This window comes from Microbacterium sp. LB12, assembly GCF_037150835.1.
Taxonomy (GTDB): Bacteria; Actinomycetota; Actinomycetes; order Actinomycetales; family Microbacteriaceae; genus Microbacterium.
The window spans coordinates 246,595-264,840 of sequence record NZ_JBBCPF010000001.1; the positions used below are offsets into that span (position 1 = coordinate 246,595).

The window sequence follows — 18,246 nt, forward strand, 5'->3', positions numbered from 1 at the left end:
GAGAATCATGGCAATCGCGACGATCAACCCCGCAACCGGTGAACTGCTGCAGTCCTTCACCCCGCACACCCCCGAGCAGGTGGAGGAGCTTCTCGCGGCAGCGCACGCGGCCTTCGCCGAGCTGAGGACCACCACCTACGCGCAGCGTGCCGAGTGGATGCGTCGTGCCGCCGACCTCATGGAGGCGGATGCCGATGAGGTCGCCCGCCTGGTCACGCTCGAGATGGGCAAGACCCTGCCGACGGCGCAGTACGAGGTCGCCAAGTCGATCCGCGGCATGCGCTGGTATGCCGATCACGCGGAGGAGTACCTCGCCGACGAGCAGCCGGCCGCCCCGGGCGATGTCGGAGCCTCGGCGATCGCGGTGCGGTACCAGCCGCTCGGGGTCGTGCTCGCGGTCATGCCGTGGAACTACCCGCACTGGCAGGTCGTGCGATTCGCGGCTCCTGCGCTCATGGCGGGCAACACCGCACTGCTTAAGCACGCCTCGAACGTGCCGCAGTCGGCGCTGTACCTCGGCGGCCTGTTCGTGCGGGCCGGCTTCCCGGAGGGATCCTTCGCCACGCTGCTCGTCGAGGGCGCGGCGGTCACCCCGCTGCTCGGCGACCGGCGCGTGCGGGCGGTCACTCTCACCGGTTCTGTCGCTGCGGGTTCGCAGGTCGCAGGCGAAGCCGGTAAGCACATCAAGAAGGCCGTGCTCGAGCTCGGCGGTGCGGACGCGTTCGTCGTGATGCCCTCCGCCGATCTCGACAAGGCCGTACCGGCCGCGGTGAACGGACGGATCCAGAACACGGGTCAGTCCTGCATCGCATCGAAGCGCTACTACGTGCACGAAGACGTCTACGACGAGTTCGTCGACCGCTTCACCGCGGGGATGGCGGCGGTGAAGACCGGCGATCCCTTCGATGCGGGCACCGACATCGGTCCGATGGCGACCGAGCGGGGGCGTGCCGACGCGCACGAGCTCGTCGAGGATGCTGTCGCGAAGGGGGCGACGGTGCTCACGGGCGGCGTCATCCCTGACGGTCCGGGCTTCTTCTACCCGGCGACCGTGCTCGCCGACGTCACTCCCGACATGCGCATCTTCAGCGAGGAGTGCTTCGGTCCGGTCGCTGTCGTCTGGCCGGTGTCGGGCGTCGACGAGGCGATCGAGCGCGCGAACGACAGCGACTTCGGTCTGAGCTCGAGCGTGTGGACGAACGACGAGGCCGAGGTCGCCGCGCTCACCCGCGGCATCGACGCCGGTGGGGTGTTCGTCAACGGCAACACCGCGTCGTTCCCGCAGGTGCCGTTCGGCGGCGTGAAGTACTCGGGTTATGGCCGCGAGCTCTCCGCGCAGGGCATCCGCGAGTTCACCAATCTGAAGACGGTATGGCAAGCCTGATGGCTTCGGAAGCGGCGGTCGCGCAGGTGCGCGGCCGCCGTTTCTTTCGGTGGGTGGATGCCACGACCTGGCATCACGCGGCGATGCTCGCCCTCATGGCGGTCATGCTGCTGTTCCCCGATGGCCTCGTCCATATCGCCGTGATGTTCGGGATGGTGGCGATCGCTGGTGTGGCCGCGGTGCGCAAGCGCCGAGGTGCGTCGGGCTGCGGTTCGGCGATCGCGGATGCCCTGGCGATGGCCGTGCTCGGACTGACCGGCGTGCTCGGTGCGAGCGCGGGCGGCGGCCACCACGGTTCGACGCATGCGCTGATCGCGCCGCCGCTGTGGGCCGTGGATGCCGCGGTGATCGCAGTGTGGCTGGGCGTGCAGCTCGCGGCCTGGCGCGGGCTCACCGATTCCCGGGGACGGCGCCGGCTGCTGATCGGGGGCACTCTGATGGCCGCGCAGTTCCTCGTGATGCTGGTCTGGTGCCGCTGATTCTTCACGCTGCGGAGTTGTTAACACAGTTGTTAACACCTGTGGAGAACAGATGCACGCGCTCGACGGTGAAGACCGGAGCAGGTGAGAACACTGTGGAGCCTAGGAGATTCGAACTCCTGACATCCTGCTTGCAAAGCAGGCGCTCTACCAACTGAGCTAAGGCCCCGTGAGGGATTTCTTGAGTTAAAGGGTGGGGCTACCAGGACTTGAACCTGGGACCTCTTCATTATCAGTGAAGCGCTCTAACCGCCTGAGCTATAGCCCCGTCAACCTCCAAGACTTTACCGGAGAATCACGGAAAATCCGAATCGAGGGCGAGGACCCGGGTGTGTCCTCGCCCTCGGCCGTTCTCAGCGCGTCGGACGGATCGTCACGCTGCCCGCAGAGAGCGACACATCGATGCTCCGCCGCGCACTGGACGCCTCGTCGACCTTGGCATCCAGCGACCCGGCGCTGATGCTCTGCGTGATCCGGTACTCCACGTCCGGCACCGTGAGATCCAGGGTGCCGGCGCTCACGTCGACGTTCGTCGTGTTCGGCGCGGTACCCGTCAGCTCGACACGGAGATCGCCGGCGGCGACGCCGAGATCGACCGTGTCGACACCGTCCAGCAGGATGTCGGCGCTCCCGGCGTTCATCTGCATGTCGAGCGCCCGTGCGGATCCTTCGACGTCGAGCGAACCGGCGTTCACGCCGATGTCGAGCAGACCGAAGTCACCGGCGACATCGAGGCTCCCGGCGTTCAGGGTCAGATCGGCTTCCAGTCCGTTGCCGCTCAGGCTCTGCGGCAGAGTCAGCACGACGATCTCCTCATCGCCGAACCAGTTCCCGATCCACCACCCGAACACCGCCCGGGGGCTCTTGACGACGAGTTCGTCGCCGTCGCGCTCGAACGTCCATGCCGTGCCCCGCCCGTTGGTGACCGAGAGCTCCGCCTCCTCGACATCGCCGAACTTCACCCGCACGCTGCTGGCGTCGGCGTTGAGGTCGATCTTGTCGATCCCGTCCACGCTCACGGTCTGCACGGAGTCGGGTGCGCTCGTGGCAGAGATGTCTCCTGCGGCAGCCGCGGCCGCAGCTCCCCCGGTGCCGAGCAGGGCGAGTCCGCCGATCACCGCCGTGACCACCATGACGGCGGTCGCACCCGAGGAACGCCCCGTCCCTGGCTCGGGAGGCGTGGTCGCTGTCGGAGCCGAGCTCTGCGGCGGGGCGGCAGGGGAGGCCGGCGGAGGGGTGAGCGGGGTGTGGTCGCCGGGGGCGCCTTGGTCGTTGGTGGTCATCGTGCCACTCCTGTCTGGCCGGTCGGCGGCGTCACGCCGCCGGTGTTCTCGATGTGGGCGAGGGCGGCGAGCACGCGGCGGTTTCCCGACTCGTCCTGCTCGAAGCCCAGCTTCTGGAAGATGGAGGTGATGTGCTTCTCGACGCTGGCCTCCGAGAGGAACAGCAGCCCGGCGATCGCCTGGTTCGACTTCCCCTCCGCGATCAGGGCGAGCACGGTGCGTTCACGCTCAGTGAGTCGCAGCATCCGGTCGTCACGGTTCCGCCGCGTCAGCAGCTGCGCGACGACTTCGGGATCGAGCACGGTCGCGCCCTCCGAGATGCGCTGCACCGACACCAGGAACTCGGCGACGTCGGCGACGCGATCCTTGAGCAGGTAGCCGAGCGGCCCGCCCTGCGCGGCGATCAGGTCCGACGCGTACCGCTCCTCCACGTACTGCGACAGCACGAGGATCGCCAGCGTCGGATGCGCCGCCCGCAGTCCGAGCGCGGCGCGGATGCCTTCGTCGGTGAACGTCGGGGGGAGGCGCACATCCAGGATGCACAGGTCCGGTGTCGTGTTCGCGACCGCCAGGTCGAGGCCTTCGATGTCGGGCAGGGCGGCGACCACCTCGTGACCGGCGTCCTCGAGCAGGCGCACGAGACCTTCACGCAGCAGGACCGAGTCCTCGCAGATCAAGATGCGCATGGCACGTTCACCTCCAGGCTGGTCGGGCCGCCCTGCGGGCTGTCGAGCCGGAACGTCCCGCCGGCGGCGAGGATGCGGTTGGCGATGCCGTCGAGTCCGCCGCCCGGCTGCACCTGCGCGCCGCCGATGCCGTTGTCCTCGACCCGGGCCCACAGGGTGTTGCCCTCGCGGAGTCGCACGATCACGCGGGCCTCACTGGCTCGGGAGTGCTTCGCGGCGTTGGTGAGCGATTCGGCGATCGAGAAGTACACGGCGGCCTCGGCTTCGCGACTGCACCGGCCGTCCATCCGCACGTCGAGGTGCACGGGGATGTGCGAGCGACCGGCGAGCGCCGACAGGGCGGCGTCGAGTCCGCGGTCGTCGAGCACCGAGGCGTGGATGCCGCGGGCGAGCTGCCGCAGCTCGGTGATGGCCGCCTTGGTGGACGTGTGCGCTTCGGTGATCAGCTCCTTCGCGGTCTCGGGGTCGGTGTCGATCTTCTGCTGGGCGAGGCCCAGGGTCATGCCGACCGAGACGAGTCGCGGCTGGACGCCGTCGTGCAGGTCGCGTTCGATGCGGGTGCGTTCCACATCGGCGGCGCGGACGGCGCCTTCCCGCTGCGCGGTGGAGGTGCGCACGCGCTCGGTGAGCTCGGTCTCCCGGCTGCGGATCACGATGGCGAGCGAGATCGTGCGGTGCAGCAGGGCCAGTCCGATCATGCCGACCACGGAAGCCGCGATGCCCAGGATGCCGATCAGCGGCGCCCACTCGACGGGGATACCCGTGCCGCCGAACGGTCCCATCACACTGTCGGCGCCGGTGAGCGGGGCGAAGGAGATGACGATCGACCACAGCAGCGCCCAGAACAGGCGGAGCACGACCAGGCCGAGCACGGCCGAGATGGCGAAGTTCGCGACAGCGCGCCACATACGGCCGTCGATCGCCTGGCGTCCCAGGGCGCGCAACCAGCCGACGAAGCCGGGCCGGGTTCGTGGCTGCAGGCGCAGCGGAGCGATGGGGGCGCGGTACAGGGCGCTGACACGGGCGACTTCGAACCAGCCGAGACCGTAGAGCGCATAGACGAGTCCGACCAGGAGGACGACACCGACCCCGGCGACGAAGAGCAGCCCGAATCCGGTGCCGAGGAGTCCGCCGAGGGTGGAGAACGTGAGGCCGCTGAGGACACCGACACCGGCGAGGTGCAGGATCGTGAGGAAGATGCGCAACGGCGGCTTTCCCGCGGTTGCGGGAGCCGGGGTCGCAGTCTGAGTGGTCATGCTTCCAAGGTACGGCGGACCGGAATACCGGAACACCGAGTCATCCGGATACTCGGCTTCGGGTTTTCCGTAATCGTCAAGCCCCCGATTCAACGGCGAAACCCCGCCCTGCTGACGTCAGCAGGGCGGGGTTTCGGTAAGAATGCGGGGTCTCGCCGGTGATCAGTTCGACATGAAGCCGACGAGCAGGCCGCCCGTCACCTTCACGGCGAGGTTGTAGATGCCGGCGACCACGGCACCGAGCACCGTGAAGACGATCAGGTTCAGGATCGCGACGACCGCGGCGAACGCCATCACCTGCGGCAGACCCACCACGTCCGACAACACGAACGAGTTGTCGGTGATGCTGGCGAGGAAGCCCTCGGCCGTGGTCATGACGCCCGTGGCCTGGACCACCAGGAAGATGAGGAAGAACGACACCATGGTGACCACGGCGAGAGCGACCGCTCCGAGGAACGACAGCTTCACTGCCGACCAGAAGTCCACGTAGACCAGTCGGAGGCGGACCTGCTTGCCACCGGTCTTGCGGGTCGACTTCTTCGCTAGCTTGTCGGCCACTGTGCTCATGCGTCTGTATCCTCGGGTGTCTCTGTCGTCTGGGGGGCCTCGGCCTCGGGATCCGCCTCTTCATCGGCGAGCCCGCGCTCACCGTTGCGAGCGATCGCGAGGATGCGGTCGGCCTCCGTCGTGCGAGCGAACACCACTCCCATGGTGTCTCGACCCTTGGCGGGGACCTCGGCCACGGCAGAGCGTACCACCTTGCCGCTGGACAGAACCACCAAGACCTCGTCGTCCTCGGCGACGATCAGACCGCCCGCGAGAGTGCCCCGATCGTCGTTCAGTTTGGCGACCTTGATGCCCGTTCCGCCACGTCCCTGCACGCGGTATTCCTCGACCGCGGTGCGCTTCGCGTACCCGCCGTCGGTGACCACGAACACGAACTTCCCGGGGGCTGCGACAGATGCCGAGAGCAGGCAGTCCTCCGCGATCTTGAACTTCATGCCGCGCACACCGGCCGTCGCACGCCCCATCGGACGCAGTGCCTCATCGGTCGCTTCGAAGCGCACCGACATGCCACGACGGCTGATCAGCAGGATGTCGTCCTCGGCGTTCACGAGCAGCGCGCTGACCAGCTCGTCCTCGTCGTTCAGACGGATCGCGATGACGCCACCCTGACGGTTGGTGTCGTAGGCGTCGAGCCTGGTCTTCTTCACCAGACCCTCGCGCGTGGCCAGCACCAGGTACTCCGCCACCTGGTAGTCGCGGATGTCCAGGACCTGCGCGATGCTCTCGTCCGGCTGCAGTGCGAGCAGGTTCGCGACGTGCGTGCCCTTCGCGTCGCGGCCGGCTTCCGGCACCTCGTAGGTCTTGGCGCGGTAGACGCGACCCTTGTCGGTGAAGAACAGCAGCCAGTGGTGCGTCGTCGTGACGAAGAAGTGCTCGACGATGTCGTCGGCCCGCAGCTGAGCGCCCTTGACGCCCTTGCCACCACGGTGCTGCGAGCGGTAGTTGTCGCTGCGCGTGCGCTTGATGTAGCCCTCGCGCGTGACGGTGACGACCATCTCCTCCTCGGCGATGAGATCTTCCATCGACACATCCCCGTCGAAGCCGTGCAGGATGTGGGTGCGGCGCTCGTCGCCGAACTTCTCGACGATGCCGGTGAGCTCTTCGCGGATGATGCCGCGCTGCAGAGCCTCGTCCGCCAGGATCGCCTTGTACTCGGTGATCTGCGCTTCGAGCTCGGTCGCCTGATCGATGATCTTCTGCCGCTCGAGGGCGGCGAGGCGCCGCAGCTGCATCTGCAGGATGGCATCGGCCTGGATCTCGTCGATGTCGAGGAGCTTCTGCAGTCCCTCGTTCGCGTCCGCGGTGGTCTGCGAGCGACGGATCAGGGCAATGACCTCGTCGAGCGCGTCGAGCGCCTTGAGGTATCCGCGCAGGATGTGCATGCGCTTCTCGGCCTCGTTGAGGCGGAACTGCGTGCGCCGGACGATGACGTCGATCTGGTGCGAGATCCAGTGCGAGATGAACCCGTCGATCGCGAGGGTGCGGGGCACGCCGTCGACGATCGCGAGCATGTTCGCGCCGAAGTTCTCCTGCAGCTGCGTGTGCTTGTAGAGGTTGTTCAGCACGACCTTCGCGACCGCATCGCGCTTGAGCACGACCACGAGACGCTGACCGGTGCGATCGGACGACTCGTCGCGGATGTCGGCGATGCCGGTGATCTTTCCGTCACGGGCGAGGTCGCCGATCTTCACCGCCACGTGGTCGGGGTTCACCTGGTACGGCAGCTCCGTGATCACCAGGCAGGTACGCCCCTGGATCTCCTCGACGTTCACGACCGCGCGCATCGTGATCGAGCCACGACCGGTGCGGTACGCCTCGTGGATCCCCTTGGTGCCGAGCACCTGCGCGCCGGTCGGGAAGTCCGGACCCGGGATGCGCTGGATCAGTCCGTCCAGCAGTTCCTCCCGCGAGATCGTCGGGTTGTCGAGCGCCCAGAGAGCGGCGTCCGACACCTCGCGCAGGTTGTGCGGCGGGATGTTCGTCGCCATGCCGACCGCGATACCGACCGAGCCGTTGACCAGCAGGTTCGGGAAGCGGGCGGGCAGGACCGTCGGCTCCTGCGTCTGACCGTCGTAGTTGTCGGTGAAGTCGACAGTGTCTTCTTCGATGTCGCGCACCATCTCGAGCGCGAGCGGGGCCATCTTGGTCTCGGTGTAACGCGGAGCGGCGGCGCCCATGTTGCCGGGGGAGCCGAAGTTGCCCTGGCCGAGCGCGAGCGGGTATCGCAGCGACCACGGCTGCACGAGACGGACGAGGGCGTCGTAGATCGCCGAGTCGCCGTGGGGGTGGTATTGACCCATGACCTCGCCGACGACGCGGGCGCACTTCGAGAACGACTTGTCGGGACGGAAACCTCCGTCGTACATGCCGTAGATGACACGGCGGTGCACGGGCTTGAGTCCATCGCGCACGTCGGGCAGCGCGCGCCCGACGATGACGGCCATCGCATAGTCGAGGTAGCTGCGCTGCATCTCCGACTGCAGGTCGACCTGGTCGATCTTGCCGTGATCGTGTTCCGGTTCGGTGCGTTCTTCGTCAGTCATGTGTGTGTCTTCTCTTCAGGCTGCGAGCTTGTGGGTCGGACTCCGGGATGCCTCTTCGCTCGCAGAGCGGGATCCCTCCCGCTTCGCGGGCCCCTCCCGATGCTCGCTCCGCGGCATCCCTGCGTCCTGGCGTCATGCGTCCGGTGCAGTCCGCAGCTCAGTGTGTGTATTTAGGTCAGATGTCGAGGAAACGGACGTCCTTGGCGTTGCGCTGGATGAAGCTCCGTCGGGATTCGACGTCTTCTCCCATCAGCACGCTGAAGATCTCGTCCGCGGCCGCCGCGTCTTCGATGGTGATCTGCTGGAGCGTGCGCGTGGTGTGATCCATGGTGGTCTCCCACAGCTCCTTCGGGTTCATCTCACCGAGACCCTTGTAGCGCTGGATGCCGGCGTCCTTCGGGATGCGCTTGCCGTTCTCGAGACCGTGCTTGAGCAGGGCGTCGCGCTCGGCGTCGCTGAACACGTATTCGTGCGCGGAGTTCGACCACTTCAACCGGTACAGCGGCGGCATCGCGAGGTACACGAAGCCCGCCTCGATGAGTCCTCGCATGTAGCGGAACAGCAGCGTGAGCAGCAGCGTCGTGATGTGCTGGCCGTCGACGTCGGCATCGGCCATCAGCACGATCTTGTGATAGCGCGCCTTCTCGATGTCGAACTCTTCGCCGATGCCCGTGCCGAAAGCCTGGATCATCGCCTGGACTTCCTTGTTGCCCAGGGCCTTGTCGAGGCGCGCCCGCTCCACGTTGAGGATCTTGCCGCGCAGCGCCAGGATCGCCTGGGTGTGCGGGTCGCGTCCCTGCACGGCGGAACCACCGGCCGAGTCACCCTCGACGAGGAAGATCTCGCTGATCGACGGATCCTTGCTGGTGCAGTCCTTGAGCTTGTCGGGCATGGCGGCCGACTCGAAGACGCTCTTGCGACGAGCAGTCTCACGCGCCTTGCGGGCGGCGAGACGTGCGGTCGCGGCGTCGAGTGCCTTGCGGATGATGTTCTTCGCCTGCGTCGGGTTGCGATCGAACCAGTCGCCGAGCTGATCGCCGACGACCTTCTGCACGAAGGCCTTCGCCTCGGTGTTGCCGAGCTTCGTCTTGGTCTGGCCCTCGAACTGCGGCTCGCCGAGCTTGATCGAGATGACCGCGGTCAGGCCCTCGCGCACATCGTCGCCGGAGAGGTTGTCGTCCTTCTCCTTGAGGATGTTGTTCGCACGCGCGTACTTGTTCACCAGTGTGGTGAGCGCTGCGCGGAAGCCCTCTTCGTGGGTGCCGCCCTCGTGCGTGTTGATGGTGTTGGCGTAGGTGAAGACGTTCTCCGTGTACGAGGTCGTCCACTGCATCGCGACCTCGAGCGAGATCTTGCGTGCGGTGTCCTCCGACTCGAAGGCGATGATCTCGTCATTGACGACTTCGGCGTGACGCACCTTGTTGAGGTACTCGACGTAGTCTACGAGTCCGCGCTCGTAGAAGAAGACGTCGCCGGGTTGCTTGGTGACGGTGGCCCCGTCCTCCTCCACCTCGTACGCGGACGATGCCCGTTCGTCGCGCAGGTCGATCCGCAGACCCTTGTTGAGGAACGCCATCTGCTGGAAGCGGGTGCGCAGGGTGTCGTAGTCGAACTCGATCGTCTCGGTGAAGATCTCGGCGTCCGGCCAGAACGTGATGCTCGTTCCGGTGGTGTCGGCCGCTTCGCCCTTCTCGAGCTTCTGCTGCGGGATGCCGCCGTCGGCGAAGCTGTGCCGCCAGACGAAGCCCTTCTGCTTGACCTCGACGTCGAACCGGGTCGAGAGTGCGTTCACGACCGACGAACCGACACCGTGCAGACCACCGGAGACGGCGTACGCACCGCCGCCGAACTTTCCGCCGGCGTGCAGGATCGTCAGCACGACTTCCACGGTCGACTTGTTCGGGTCGGATGAGTGCGGGTCGACGGGGATGCCACGGCCGTTGTCGACCACACGCACACCGCCGTCGGCGAGCAGGGTCACGAGGATCGTGTCGGCATAACCGGCCAACGCCTCATCGACGGAGTTGTCGACGATCTCGTACACCAGGTGGTGGAGGCCGCGCGGACCCGTCGAGCCGATGTACATGCCGGGTCGCTTGCGGACAGCTTCGAGACCTTCGAGGATCTGGATCGAGTCGGCGCCGTACTCTCCGGGCTGCTTCGCCTTGGGGGAGATCGAAGAGCTCGTGGTCTCGGACGCGTCGATGGGGTCGGAGGTTCCCCCGGTTGTCGATTCCGTCTCGTCAGCAGGGGATTCAGGCGTCATCAGAGGGCATTCTCCACATCGATATCACGAACTCCCATTCTAGCGGGCTTTCGTCGGGAAATGCCGCTCAACGGCCGCGTGTGGCCCTCTGAGCGTTTTGGACCCCTTGTATGGTGCCCTACCCGTAGGTATCGCGTGGGCCCCGTCCTGGAACGGCTCTCGGACCCCATTTCCACGAGGGAACGTCCGGTCCGATGAAGCGGAGGTTCTCGACGCCGGCATCCGGATACCGTCGACCGATCTCCGTCAGGATGGTCGCGCGCATGAACTGCAGGTTCTTCGCCCACGCCGTCGAGTCGCACTTCACCGTGAGGAGTCCGCGCTCGAGAGACACCGGTTCGGAGTGCTTCGCCGTGTCCGCACCGGCGAGATCGGCCCACTGCCGGACGAGATCCTCGCGCGCGAGCGTGATCTGCCATCCGGAGTCCTTGCTCAACTTGTCGAGCACGGCTCCGAGTACACCGGGGTCGCGTCCGGGTGTGAACGGCGCATTGTCGTCGTCGGTGGTGATGCGGCGCTTGCGCTTCCAGTTCTTGGAGCTTGGCTGCAGACCGCGAAGGCGCAGATACGTGCCGATCGTCTCCGGCACGTCCGGGACGGGAGCCGATGCCGCGTCAGTCATCTGCCGCCTCACGCTCGTCACTGATGGTCCCGGCGCTGATCCGCACCACGTGCGCGTGCAGCACGTCAGGAATATCCTCCTCCACTGCCGCCGTCACCACCACCTGCTCGTACCCCGCGGTCAGTGTGGCGAGACGCTGTCGACGATCCGCATCGAGCTCGGCGAACACATCGTCGAGGATGAGCACCGGATCGCCGGCGGGGGATTCGCTGCGGAGCAGCTCAGCGGATGCGAGGCGGAGGGCGAGCGCCACCGACCACGACTCGCCGTGGGAGGCATACCCCTTCACCGGCAGGTCGCGAACACGCAGCACCAGGTCGTCGCGATGCGGGCCGGTGAGCGTCAGCCCACGGTCGAGCTCATTCGACCGCTTCGCCGCGAGCGACGCGCGGAACAGATCGGCGATCCGGTTCACATCGCTCGAGCTCTCGATCGGCGAGGCGCCGTCCGCACCGTCCAGCCCGTCCTCTTCGGGATCACCGCCCCCCACCGACAGCGCCCATTCCAGCTGCGGCCGATGATCCTCTCCGGCGATCGCCTCATATGCATCCGCGACCGGCTGCTGCAGATCCGCGGCCAGACGCTGACGCGTGGTGATGATCTCGGATCCGAGTGCGACGAGCTTGTCGTCCCACACATCGAGCGTGCTCAGCGCCTCCCCGCGCACTCCACGGGCGCGGGCCGACTTCAGCAGGGCATTGCGTTGTTTGAGCACCCGGTCGTAGTCGGCGAGAACTGCCGCCAATCGCGGAGTGCGCTGGATCAGCAGCTGATCGCTGAATCGACGCCGAGCCGAGGGATCGCCCCGCACGATCTGCAGGTCCTCCGGTGCGAACAGCACGACATGCGCATACCGGGGAAGTTCATTCGGCTTCGACGGAGACCCGTTGATCCTGGCCTTGTTAGCACCCTGCCGGTTCACCTGCACCTCGGTGAGCACCCGACGTTCCCCATGCGAAAGTCGCGCGCGGATCACCGCGAACTCCTGGCCATCGCGCACCATCGGCGCATCCGACGAGACACGGTGCGAGCCCAGCGTCGCGAGGAAGACCACGGCCTCCGCGAGGTTCGTCTTGCCCTGTCCGTTGCGACCGACCAAGACGTTCGGGCCCCGGTGAAGGGTGAGTTCTGCGGTCGCGTAATTGCGGAAATCGACCAGACTCAGGTGCTCCACAATCACGGAGTCAGCCTACCTTCGGGGTCTGACACTGATGTTCTCTGGGCCTGTGGCTTTTACGTGGGTCGGAAGCGGTGATGCTCCCTTCGCTCGCAGAGCGGGGACCCTCCCACTTCGTGGGCCCCTCCCGATGCTCGCTCCGGGAGCATCACCGCTTGCGACGGTTGCGTGAGCGGACGCGCTATTGACGGGGGCTGATCCGGGAACGTTCGGGCAGGGGATCAGCGAAGGAGGAGGTTGGGCTGCAACAGGTACTTGAACGAGTCCAGACCGGCCTGGTCGACCGAGGTCTGACTCGTGATCAGCACCGGGCTGAGCTTGTTGGCGTTGTCGCTCGACGTGAACGTCACCCGCACGAACTCGCTCTTCACAGCGCCGAGGGCCTCGATCAGGTACTGCGGGTTCAACCCGAGGGTGACCTCGTCGCCCCCCGAGAGGATCGCGTCGACCGACTCGGACGCTCGCGCGTGGTCGCCGCCAGATGCGTCCATCGTGACGCTGTCGTTCGAGAACGTGAACCGCAGCGGAGCCGCACGATCGAGCACCAGTGACACACGGCGCACGGCTTCGACGAGCTCCGCCGTGTTGACGACCGCGTAGTGGTCGGTCTGCTCGGGGAAGAGCCGGCGGACCGGCGGGAAGTTGCCCTTGATCAGCAGCGATGTCACGGTCTTGTTGCCCGCGGTGAATGCGATGATCTCGCGGTCACCCGCTCCGGAGAACGCCACCTGGATCGTTCCGGCGTGACCGAAGGTCTTCCCGACCTCGAGCAGTGTGCGCGCGGGCACCAGTGCCGTCGCCTCGACTGCCTCGCCATCCCACGGCACGTCGCGGAGCGAGACACGGTAGCGGTCGGTCGCGACCAGGCTCAGGCTGTGACCCGAGACCTCGAGCTGCACACCGGTGAGCACGGGAGTCACGTCATCGCGGGAAGCGGCGAAGCCGACCTGGGCGATGGCGGTGCCGAAGTCGTCGGCCGGGACGACGCCCGACGAGCCGGTTACCTCCGGGATCGACGGGTATTCCTCGACGGGCATGGCCGCGAGAGTGAATCGTGCAGAGCCGCACGTGACCGCGATACCGCCGTCCTCCTCGACGGCGATCTCGATGGGAGCGTTCGGCAACCGGCTGGCGATGTCGGACAGAAGACGACCATGGACCAGGATCGTGCCCGGCTCATCGACGGTCGCCTCGATCGTGGTCCGGGCGGATGCCTCGTAGTCGAACGCCGAGAGCGTGAGGCCGGATCCGTCCGCCTCGATCAGGACGCCGGCGAGGATCGGCTGCGGGTTCCGCTGAGGCAGCAGCTTGACGACGAAAGAAACAGCCTCGCTGAAGACATCGCGGTTGACCTGAAACCTCACGGGTGCTCCCTTGTCGTCGAACTGTGACGCGTCGTCGTGGCCCTGCCGGTGCAGGGCTTCCCATGCTAGCCCCACAGTCCGTCGTATCCCTACGCCGAGGTTCCTGTCGTTCCTCCGCCGGTTCTCCCCACCGTCTGGTGATCGGATAGCGCTTTGAATGACTAACTTCTTAACAGTGTTAACAGCTGTGGATACTGTGGATAACTCGGTGGATAGCAAGAGCGAGTAGGGAACTACATGACTGTCAGTTGTGGAAACCCTGAGGAATCCGCGGGTTACTCGCGTTCGAGCTCGCGGGGGACTTCCCGTAGTTATCCACAGCTTTGGGTGATCGACCCACATTCGTCCCGACCTGATCGCCAGTCATCCACAAGTTATCCACATGTGCATAGAGGCATTTATCGGATGGTCCGGAGTCGTGTCAAGAACGGAAAAGGGGGACGCAGCGCCGTGTGAGGTGCTGCCTCCCCCTTTTCGTTTCGAGGTGACGCGCGGTCAGCGGCGACCGAGTTGCGTCGTGATCTCCGTCACCTGGTTGTAGATCGAGCGTCGCTCCTTCATGAGTTCGCTGATCTTCTTGTACGCGTACATGACCGTGGTGTGGTCGCGGTTGCCGAACAGTTGACCGATCTTCGGCAGCGAGAGACTCGTGCGCTCACGGCAGAGGTACATGGCGATCTGACGCGCCGTCGCGATCTGCTGCGAGCGGCTCGAACCGTAGAGGTCGTCGACGGTGAGCTTGAAGTACTGTGCGGTCGCCGTGATGATGTCGGTCGGCGAGATGATGTTGTCCTCGGCCGTGTCGATGATGTCGCGGAGCACGGTCTGCGCGAGAGAGATGTCGAGCGCGGACCGATTCAGGCTCGCGAACGCGGAGACCCGGATGAGGGCACCTTCGAGCTCGCGGATGTTCGAGGAAACGACGGTGGCGATGTACTCGAGTACCTCGTCGGGGATGTGGAGCGCCTCGCTCTGCGCCTTCTTGCGGAGGATCGCGATGCGCGTCTCGAGGTCGGGCGCCTGCACGTCGGTGATCAGGCCCCATTCGAAGCGGCTGCGCATCCGGTCCTCGAAACCCGTGAGGTGCTTCGGCGCCACGTCACTGGTGATCACGACCTGCTTGTTGTGATCGTGCAGCGTGTTGAAGGTGTGGAAGAACGCCTCCTGGGTCTCTGCACGACCCTGCAGGAACTGGATGTCGTCGATCAGGAGGATGTCGACGTCGCGGTACCGCGCCTGGAACGCGGCGCCGCGGTTGTTGGCGATCGAGTTGATGAAGTCGTTCGTGAACTCCTCGCTCGATACGTACCTCACCTTCACTCCGGCGTAGAGGGACTGGGCGTAGTCACCGATGGCATGCAGGAGATGGGTCTTGCCCAGCCCTGAATCGCCGTAGATGAAGAGCGGGTTGTACGCCTTGGCCGGGGCCTCGGCGACGGCGACGGCTGCGGCGTGGGCGAAGCGGTTGGACTGCCCGATCACGAAGTTGTCGAAGGTGTACTTCGGGTTGAGGCGCGATTCGTGGCGCAGCTGCGTGGGCTGCTCCATGGGGGACTCGACGCGCGTCTGTTCGTTCCGTCCGAAGTCGCCGACAGCGATGGGCGCGGTCGGCTGCTCGGCGAGCTCATGGTTGACGACGACGCGATAGGAGGTGACCTCGTCGCCGATATGCGACAGCGCCTCCATGATCGGGAGTCGGAGGCGCTTGTTGATCTGCGCAGCCGTGAGGTCATTGGGAACCTCGAGGTAGAGGGTCGCCGACATGACACCCGCAGGGACGGCGAGGCTCAAGAAGCCCTGCAGTTGAGGAGTGACACGATCGTCATCGACCAGAAGCTCCTGCACCGTGGTCCAGATGGGGACGTCGGGCTGGGCAGGTGAAGACATGGCGCTCCGGGCGGGGTGATCGAGGCGGGGTCCGACGTACCGTGCCCCCTGTGGATAACTTAGAGTGCCACGGTAGTCATCCCGGCTGTGAACGGCAACCTGCCCTTGAAAACACGCGCGCGTGTTGCGCTCGCCGGGCGTGCCAGGGTTGTGGATAATGGCTGTGCGGTACGTGCCGGTCGGCGACCACTCGAGCGCGCAGATTTGCTCTGCGCGCCAGTAAGACGTACCCTAAGTCGGTTGACTTATGCCTTTTTCGGCAGTTCCCCATGTCTCCGGTCGAAGTGAATCCGGTGGCAGCATTCCCGGAGTGATTCCATGAGCAAGCGCACCTTCCAGCCCAACAACCGCCGTCGCGCCAAGAAGCACGGTTTCCGTGCCCGCATGCGCACGCGTGCCGGCCGCGGCATCCTCGCTGCCCGCCGCGCGAAGGGCCGCACCGAGCTCTCTGCGTAGTCCACTGTGCTCGCCCGCCCGTATCGACTGACCCGCGGAAGCGACTACCGCTTGGTCGTTCGCCGCGGCTCCCGTTGTGGTGGGGCACGTGTCATCACCTCGGTGTTGTCCACGGGTGAGAGCAGAGCCGCAAGGTTCGGATTCATTATCAGCAAGCAGGTAGGCACCGCTGTGGTGCGCAACACCGTGCGTCGACGGCTCAAGGCTGTCTGCGCGGAGGCGCTGCCGCGAGTTCCCGAGGGCACGGATGTCGTCATCCGTGCCCTTCCTGCGTCGTCGTCGGCGTCGTTCGCCGAACTCGAAGCCGATGTTCGTCGCTGCCTCGGCAAGCTGACGCCGGCTCCGACCGCAGGCGTGTCATGACCGCGCTGCCCGCATCGTCGATCGGCACGGCCCACGTGCACTCGCGTGATCTCCTCCGCAGCGTCCCGCTGGTCCCGCGCAATCTGGTGCTGGGCTTCCTCGCCGGGTATCGCAAGGTGATCTCCCCGATGTATGGAGATGTCTGTGCGTACTACCCCAGCTGTTCCGCCTACGCTGTAGGTGCGGTGCAGCAGCACGGCGCCGTCAAGGGCGCGGTGCTCTCGGCTTGGCGCATCCTCCGCTGCAATCCCTGGACGAGCGGTGGCGTCGACGACGTCCGACCGCATGACCACTTCCGTTACGACCTGACTGCACACGGTTTCGTCGTCCCTTCCCGAAAGGACTGATCGGTGGGTCTTGACCTTCTGCTCGCCAGCGCGACACCCAGCCCCGCACCCGCGGCCGGCGGGTTCGATCTGCTCGGCACCATCCTCTGGCCCCTCAAGTGGGTCGTCGAGCTGATCCTCGTCGCCTGGCACTGGCTGCTCACCGCTGTGGGCATGCCTGCAGAGTCCGGACTCACCTGGGTCCTCTCGATCGTCGGTCTCGTCATCGTCGTCCGCTCCGCTCTGATCCCGCTGTTCGTCAAGCAGATCAAGAGCCAGCGGAAGATGATGGAAATCGCTCCTGAACTGCGTAAAGTTCAGGAGAAGTACAAGGGCAAGAAGGATCAGCTCTCTCGCGAGGCGATGAGCCGCGAGACGATGGCGCTGTACAAGAAGCACGGCACGACGCCGATGTCGAGCTGTCTGCCGCTGCTCGTGCAGATGCCGGTGTTCTTCTCGCTGTACAGCGTGCTGAGCGACGTCAAGAAGCACGCGGAGAACGGCCTCGGCGGTGTCGGCCTGCTCAGCCCGGAGCTGACCAAGGAGTTCTACGACGCCAAGCTGTTCGGCGTGGCGTCGCTCCACGAGACGCTGGGCAACGCGGTCGACACGAAGAACACGACCGCCATCATCATCCTGGTCACGCTCGTCGTGCTCATGATCGGTTCGCAGTTCTTCACCCAGCTGCAGATCATCTCGAAGAACCTGTCTCCCGAGGCCAAGACCGGCCAGGCGTACCAGATGCAGAAGATCATGCTCTACGTGCTGCCGCTGGGCTTCATCTTCTCCGGTGTCTTCTTCCCGCTCGGCGTCGTCGTGTACTGGTTCATCTCGAACCTGTGGACCATGGGTCAGCAGTTCCTCGTCATCCGCGAGATGCCGACTCCGGGTTCCGAGGCCGCCAAGGCTCGCGAAGAGCGCCTTGCTCGCAAGGGCAAGGCCATCGATTCCTCCGGCAAAGTCGTGCCGATGGCGGTCTACGAGGCAGAGCAGCAGCGGATGCTGGAAGAGGTCGAGAAGGCGAAGGCTGAGGCCCCGAAGCGTCAGCAGCCGGTCGGCAAGAAGCGTGCGAAGAAGAAGGGGAGCGGTTCATGAGCGAGACCATGACCGAGAACACCGAGCCCACGGTTGCTCAGCTGGAGAACGAGGGCGACGTCGCCGCGGACTACCTGGAAGAGCTCCTCGACATCGCGGACATCGACGGTGACCTGAACCTCGATGTTCGCCAGGGACGGGCGTACGTGTCGGTCGAGGCCGAGGGTGACGCCCTCTCGCTGCTCTCCGCTCCGGAGACCGTTCAGGCCCTTCAGGAACTGACCCGTCTCGCCGTCCAGAGCAAGACCGGATCGTTCTCACGTCTGATCCTCGACATCGCCGGTTCCCGCGACACGCGTCGTCGTCAGCTCGAGACCCTGGTGGACGCCGCAGCGGTGAAGCTCGATGAGGGCGCGTCGCAGGCATCTCTGCCTTCGATGTCGAGCTATGAGCGCAAGCTCGTGCACGACATCGCAGCTGAGCGTGGCCTGGTGTCGGAGTCCTACGGTGAGGGCGCGGATCGCCACACCGTCCTTCGCCGTCGTTGATGTT

General features: G+C 65.8%; 17 protein-coding genes and 2 tRNA genes. 7 read left to right on the forward strand and 12 right to left on the reverse strand.

The genetic code is table 11. The features are described from left to right. Window positions 1-7: 7 nt before the first annotated feature. On the forward strand, window positions 8-1,384 hold the full coding sequence (gene aldh / locus WFM69_RS01180) for an aldehyde dehydrogenase AldH (RefSeq protein ID WP_337000825.1): 1,377 nt from the start codon (window positions 8-10) through the stop codon (window positions 1,382-1,384). Further along, window positions 1,384-1,863: a hypothetical protein gene (locus WFM69_RS01185; protein WP_337000826.1), complete on the forward strand. Its 480-nt coding sequence runs from the start codon at window positions 1,384-1,386 to the stop codon at window positions 1,861-1,863. The genes aldh and WFM69_RS01185 overlap by 1 nt, the downstream gene beginning before the upstream one ends. A 96-nt stretch (window positions 1,864-1,959) precedes the next feature. Here the strand turns inward: WFM69_RS01185 and WFM69_RS01190 are convergent. From WFM69_RS01190 to dnaA, 12 genes are all read right to left on the reverse strand, one after another. After that, window positions 1,960-2,032 (reverse strand) — tRNA-Ala (locus WFM69_RS01190). 25 nt (window positions 2,033-2,057) lie between these two features. Then, window positions 2,058-2,131, reverse strand: a tRNA-Ile gene (locus tag WFM69_RS01195). Between the two features lie 85 nt (window positions 2,132-2,216). After that, window positions 2,217-3,146, reverse strand: coding sequence for a DUF4097 family beta strand repeat-containing protein (locus WFM69_RS01200; protein ID WP_337000828.1), 930 nt, complete (start codon window positions 3,144-3,146; stop codon window positions 2,217-2,219). Next, window positions 3,143-3,832, reverse strand: a complete 690-nt coding sequence (locus tag WFM69_RS01205) for a response regulator transcription factor (protein ID WP_337000830.1) — start codon at window positions 3,830-3,832, stop codon at window positions 3,143-3,145. The genes WFM69_RS01200 and WFM69_RS01205 overlap by 4 nt, the downstream gene beginning before the upstream one ends. Beyond that, window positions 3,820-5,088 carry a sensor histidine kinase gene (locus tag WFM69_RS01210; protein WP_337000832.1) on the reverse strand — a complete coding sequence of 423 codons (1,269 nt, stop codon included), beginning with the start codon at window positions 5,086-5,088 and terminating at the stop codon, window positions 3,820-3,822. Before WFM69_RS01210 ends, WFM69_RS01205 begins: the two co-directional genes overlap by 13 nt. Window positions 5,089-5,250: 162 nt before the next feature. Then, window positions 5,251-5,655 (reverse strand): DUF3566 domain-containing protein, encoded by a 405-nt coding sequence (locus tag WFM69_RS01215; RefSeq protein WP_337000834.1) that lies wholly within the window; start codon window positions 5,653-5,655, stop codon window positions 5,251-5,253. Beyond that, window positions 5,652-8,198 (reverse strand): DNA gyrase subunit A, encoded by a 2,547-nt coding sequence (gene gyrA, locus WFM69_RS01220; RefSeq protein WP_337000836.1) that lies wholly within the window; start codon window positions 8,196-8,198, stop codon window positions 5,652-5,654. Before gyrA ends, WFM69_RS01215 begins: the two co-directional genes overlap by 4 nt. 175 nt (window positions 8,199-8,373) lie before the next feature. After that, the gene (gyrB, locus tag WFM69_RS01225; RefSeq protein WP_337000838.1) at window positions 8,374-10,464 is read right to left on the reverse strand and encodes a DNA topoisomerase (ATP-hydrolyzing) subunit B; all 2,091 of its coding nucleotides are present in this window, start codon (window positions 10,462-10,464) and stop codon (window positions 8,374-8,376) included. A gap of 118 nt (window positions 10,465-10,582) precedes the next feature. Then, on the reverse strand, window positions 10,583-11,086 hold the full coding sequence (locus WFM69_RS01230) for a DUF721 domain-containing protein (protein ID WP_337000840.1): 504 nt from the start codon (window positions 11,084-11,086) through the stop codon (window positions 10,583-10,585). Further along, window positions 11,079-12,266 (reverse strand): DNA replication/repair protein RecF, encoded by a 1,188-nt coding sequence (gene recF / locus WFM69_RS01235; RefSeq protein ID WP_337000842.1) that lies wholly within the window; start codon window positions 12,264-12,266, stop codon window positions 11,079-11,081. Before recF ends, WFM69_RS01230 begins: the two co-directional genes overlap by 8 nt. 218 nt (window positions 12,267-12,484) lie before the next feature. Then, window positions 12,485-13,627, reverse strand: a complete 1,143-nt coding sequence (dnaN, locus tag WFM69_RS01240; protein WP_337000844.1) for a DNA polymerase III subunit beta — start codon at window positions 13,625-13,627, stop codon at window positions 12,485-12,487. Between the two features lie 495 nt (window positions 13,628-14,122). Then, a complete protein-coding gene (gene dnaA / locus WFM69_RS01245) occupies window positions 14,123-15,514 on the reverse strand; it encodes a chromosomal replication initiator protein DnaA (RefSeq protein ID WP_337000846.1) in 1,392 nt (463 codons plus the stop codon). A gap of 318 nt (window positions 15,515-15,832) precedes the next feature. Between dnaA and rpmH the strand changes: the two genes are divergently transcribed. From rpmH to WFM69_RS01270, 5 genes are read left to right on the forward strand one after another with little or no spacing between them, the layout of a single operon-like run. Beyond that, window positions 15,833-15,970: a 50S ribosomal protein L34 gene (gene rpmH / locus WFM69_RS01250; protein WP_013584598.1), complete on the forward strand. Its 138-nt coding sequence runs from the start codon at window positions 15,833-15,835 to the stop codon at window positions 15,968-15,970. Window positions 15,971-15,976: 6 nt separating this feature from the next. Next, entirely contained in the window at window positions 15,977-16,333 is a 357-nt protein-coding gene (rnpA, locus tag WFM69_RS01255) for a ribonuclease P protein component (protein ID WP_337000848.1), read from the forward strand. After that, window positions 16,330-16,680 carry a membrane protein insertion efficiency factor YidD gene (yidD, locus tag WFM69_RS01260; protein ID WP_337000850.1) on the forward strand — a complete coding sequence of 117 codons (351 nt, stop codon included), beginning with the start codon at window positions 16,330-16,332 and terminating at the stop codon, window positions 16,678-16,680. The genes rnpA and yidD overlap by 4 nt, the downstream gene beginning before the upstream one ends. A 3-nt stretch (window positions 16,681-16,683) precedes the next feature. Next, a complete protein-coding gene (gene yidC / locus WFM69_RS01265; protein WP_337000852.1) occupies window positions 16,684-17,754 on the forward strand; it encodes a membrane protein insertase YidC in 1,071 nt (356 codons plus the stop codon). Then, window positions 17,751-18,242: a Jag family protein gene (locus WFM69_RS01270; RefSeq protein WP_337000854.1), complete on the forward strand. Its 492-nt coding sequence runs from the start codon at window positions 17,751-17,753 to the stop codon at window positions 18,240-18,242. Before yidC ends, WFM69_RS01270 begins: the two co-directional genes overlap by 4 nt. Window positions 18,243-18,246: the final 4 nt, after the last annotated feature.

Excerpts from the sequence above, each read along its gene's own strand:
- aldh (WP_337000825.1), top strand. The coding sequence starts at position 8 with ATGGCAATCGCGACGATCAACCCCGCAACCGGTGAACTGCTGCAGTCC.
- WFM69_RS01185 (WP_337000826.1), top strand. The coding sequence starts at position 1,384 with ATGGCTTCGGAAGCGGCGGTCGCGCAGGTGCGCGGCCGCCGTTTCTTT.
- WFM69_RS01200 (WP_337000828.1), bottom strand. The coding sequence starts at position 3,146 with ATGACCACCAACGACCAAGGCGCCCCCGGCGACCACACCCCGCTCACC.
- WFM69_RS01205 (WP_337000830.1), bottom strand. The coding sequence starts at position 3,832 with ATGCGCATCTTGATCTGCGAGGACTCGGTCCTGCTGCGTGAAGGTCTC.
- WFM69_RS01210 (WP_337000832.1), bottom strand. The coding sequence starts at position 5,088 with ATGACCACTCAGACTGCGACCCCGGCTCCCGCAACCGCGGGAAAGCCG.
- WFM69_RS01215 (WP_337000834.1), bottom strand. The coding sequence starts at position 5,655 with ATGAGCACAGTGGCCGACAAGCTAGCGAAGAAGTCGACCCGCAAGACC.
- gyrA (WP_337000836.1), bottom strand. The coding sequence starts at position 8,198 with ATGACTGACGAAGAACGCACCGAACCGGAACACGATCACGGCAAGATC.
- gyrB (WP_337000838.1), bottom strand. The coding sequence starts at position 10,464 with ATGACGCCTGAATCCCCTGCTGACGAGACGGAATCGACAACCGGGGGA.
- WFM69_RS01230 (WP_337000840.1), bottom strand. The coding sequence starts at position 11,086 with ATGACTGACGCGGCATCGGCTCCCGTCCCGGACGTGCCGGAGACGATC.
- dnaA (WP_337000846.1), bottom strand. The coding sequence starts at position 15,514 with ATGTCTTCACCTGCCCAGCCCGACGTCCCCATCTGGACCACGGTGCAG.
- rpmH (WP_013584598.1), top strand. The coding sequence starts at position 15,833 with ATGAGCAAGCGCACCTTCCAGCCCAACAACCGCCGTCGCGCCAAGAAG.
- yidD (WP_337000850.1), top strand. The coding sequence starts at position 16,330 with ATGACCGCGCTGCCCGCATCGTCGATCGGCACGGCCCACGTGCACTCG.
- WFM69_RS01270 (WP_337000854.1), top strand. The coding sequence starts at position 17,751 with ATGAGCGAGACCATGACCGAGAACACCGAGCCCACGGTTGCTCAGCTG.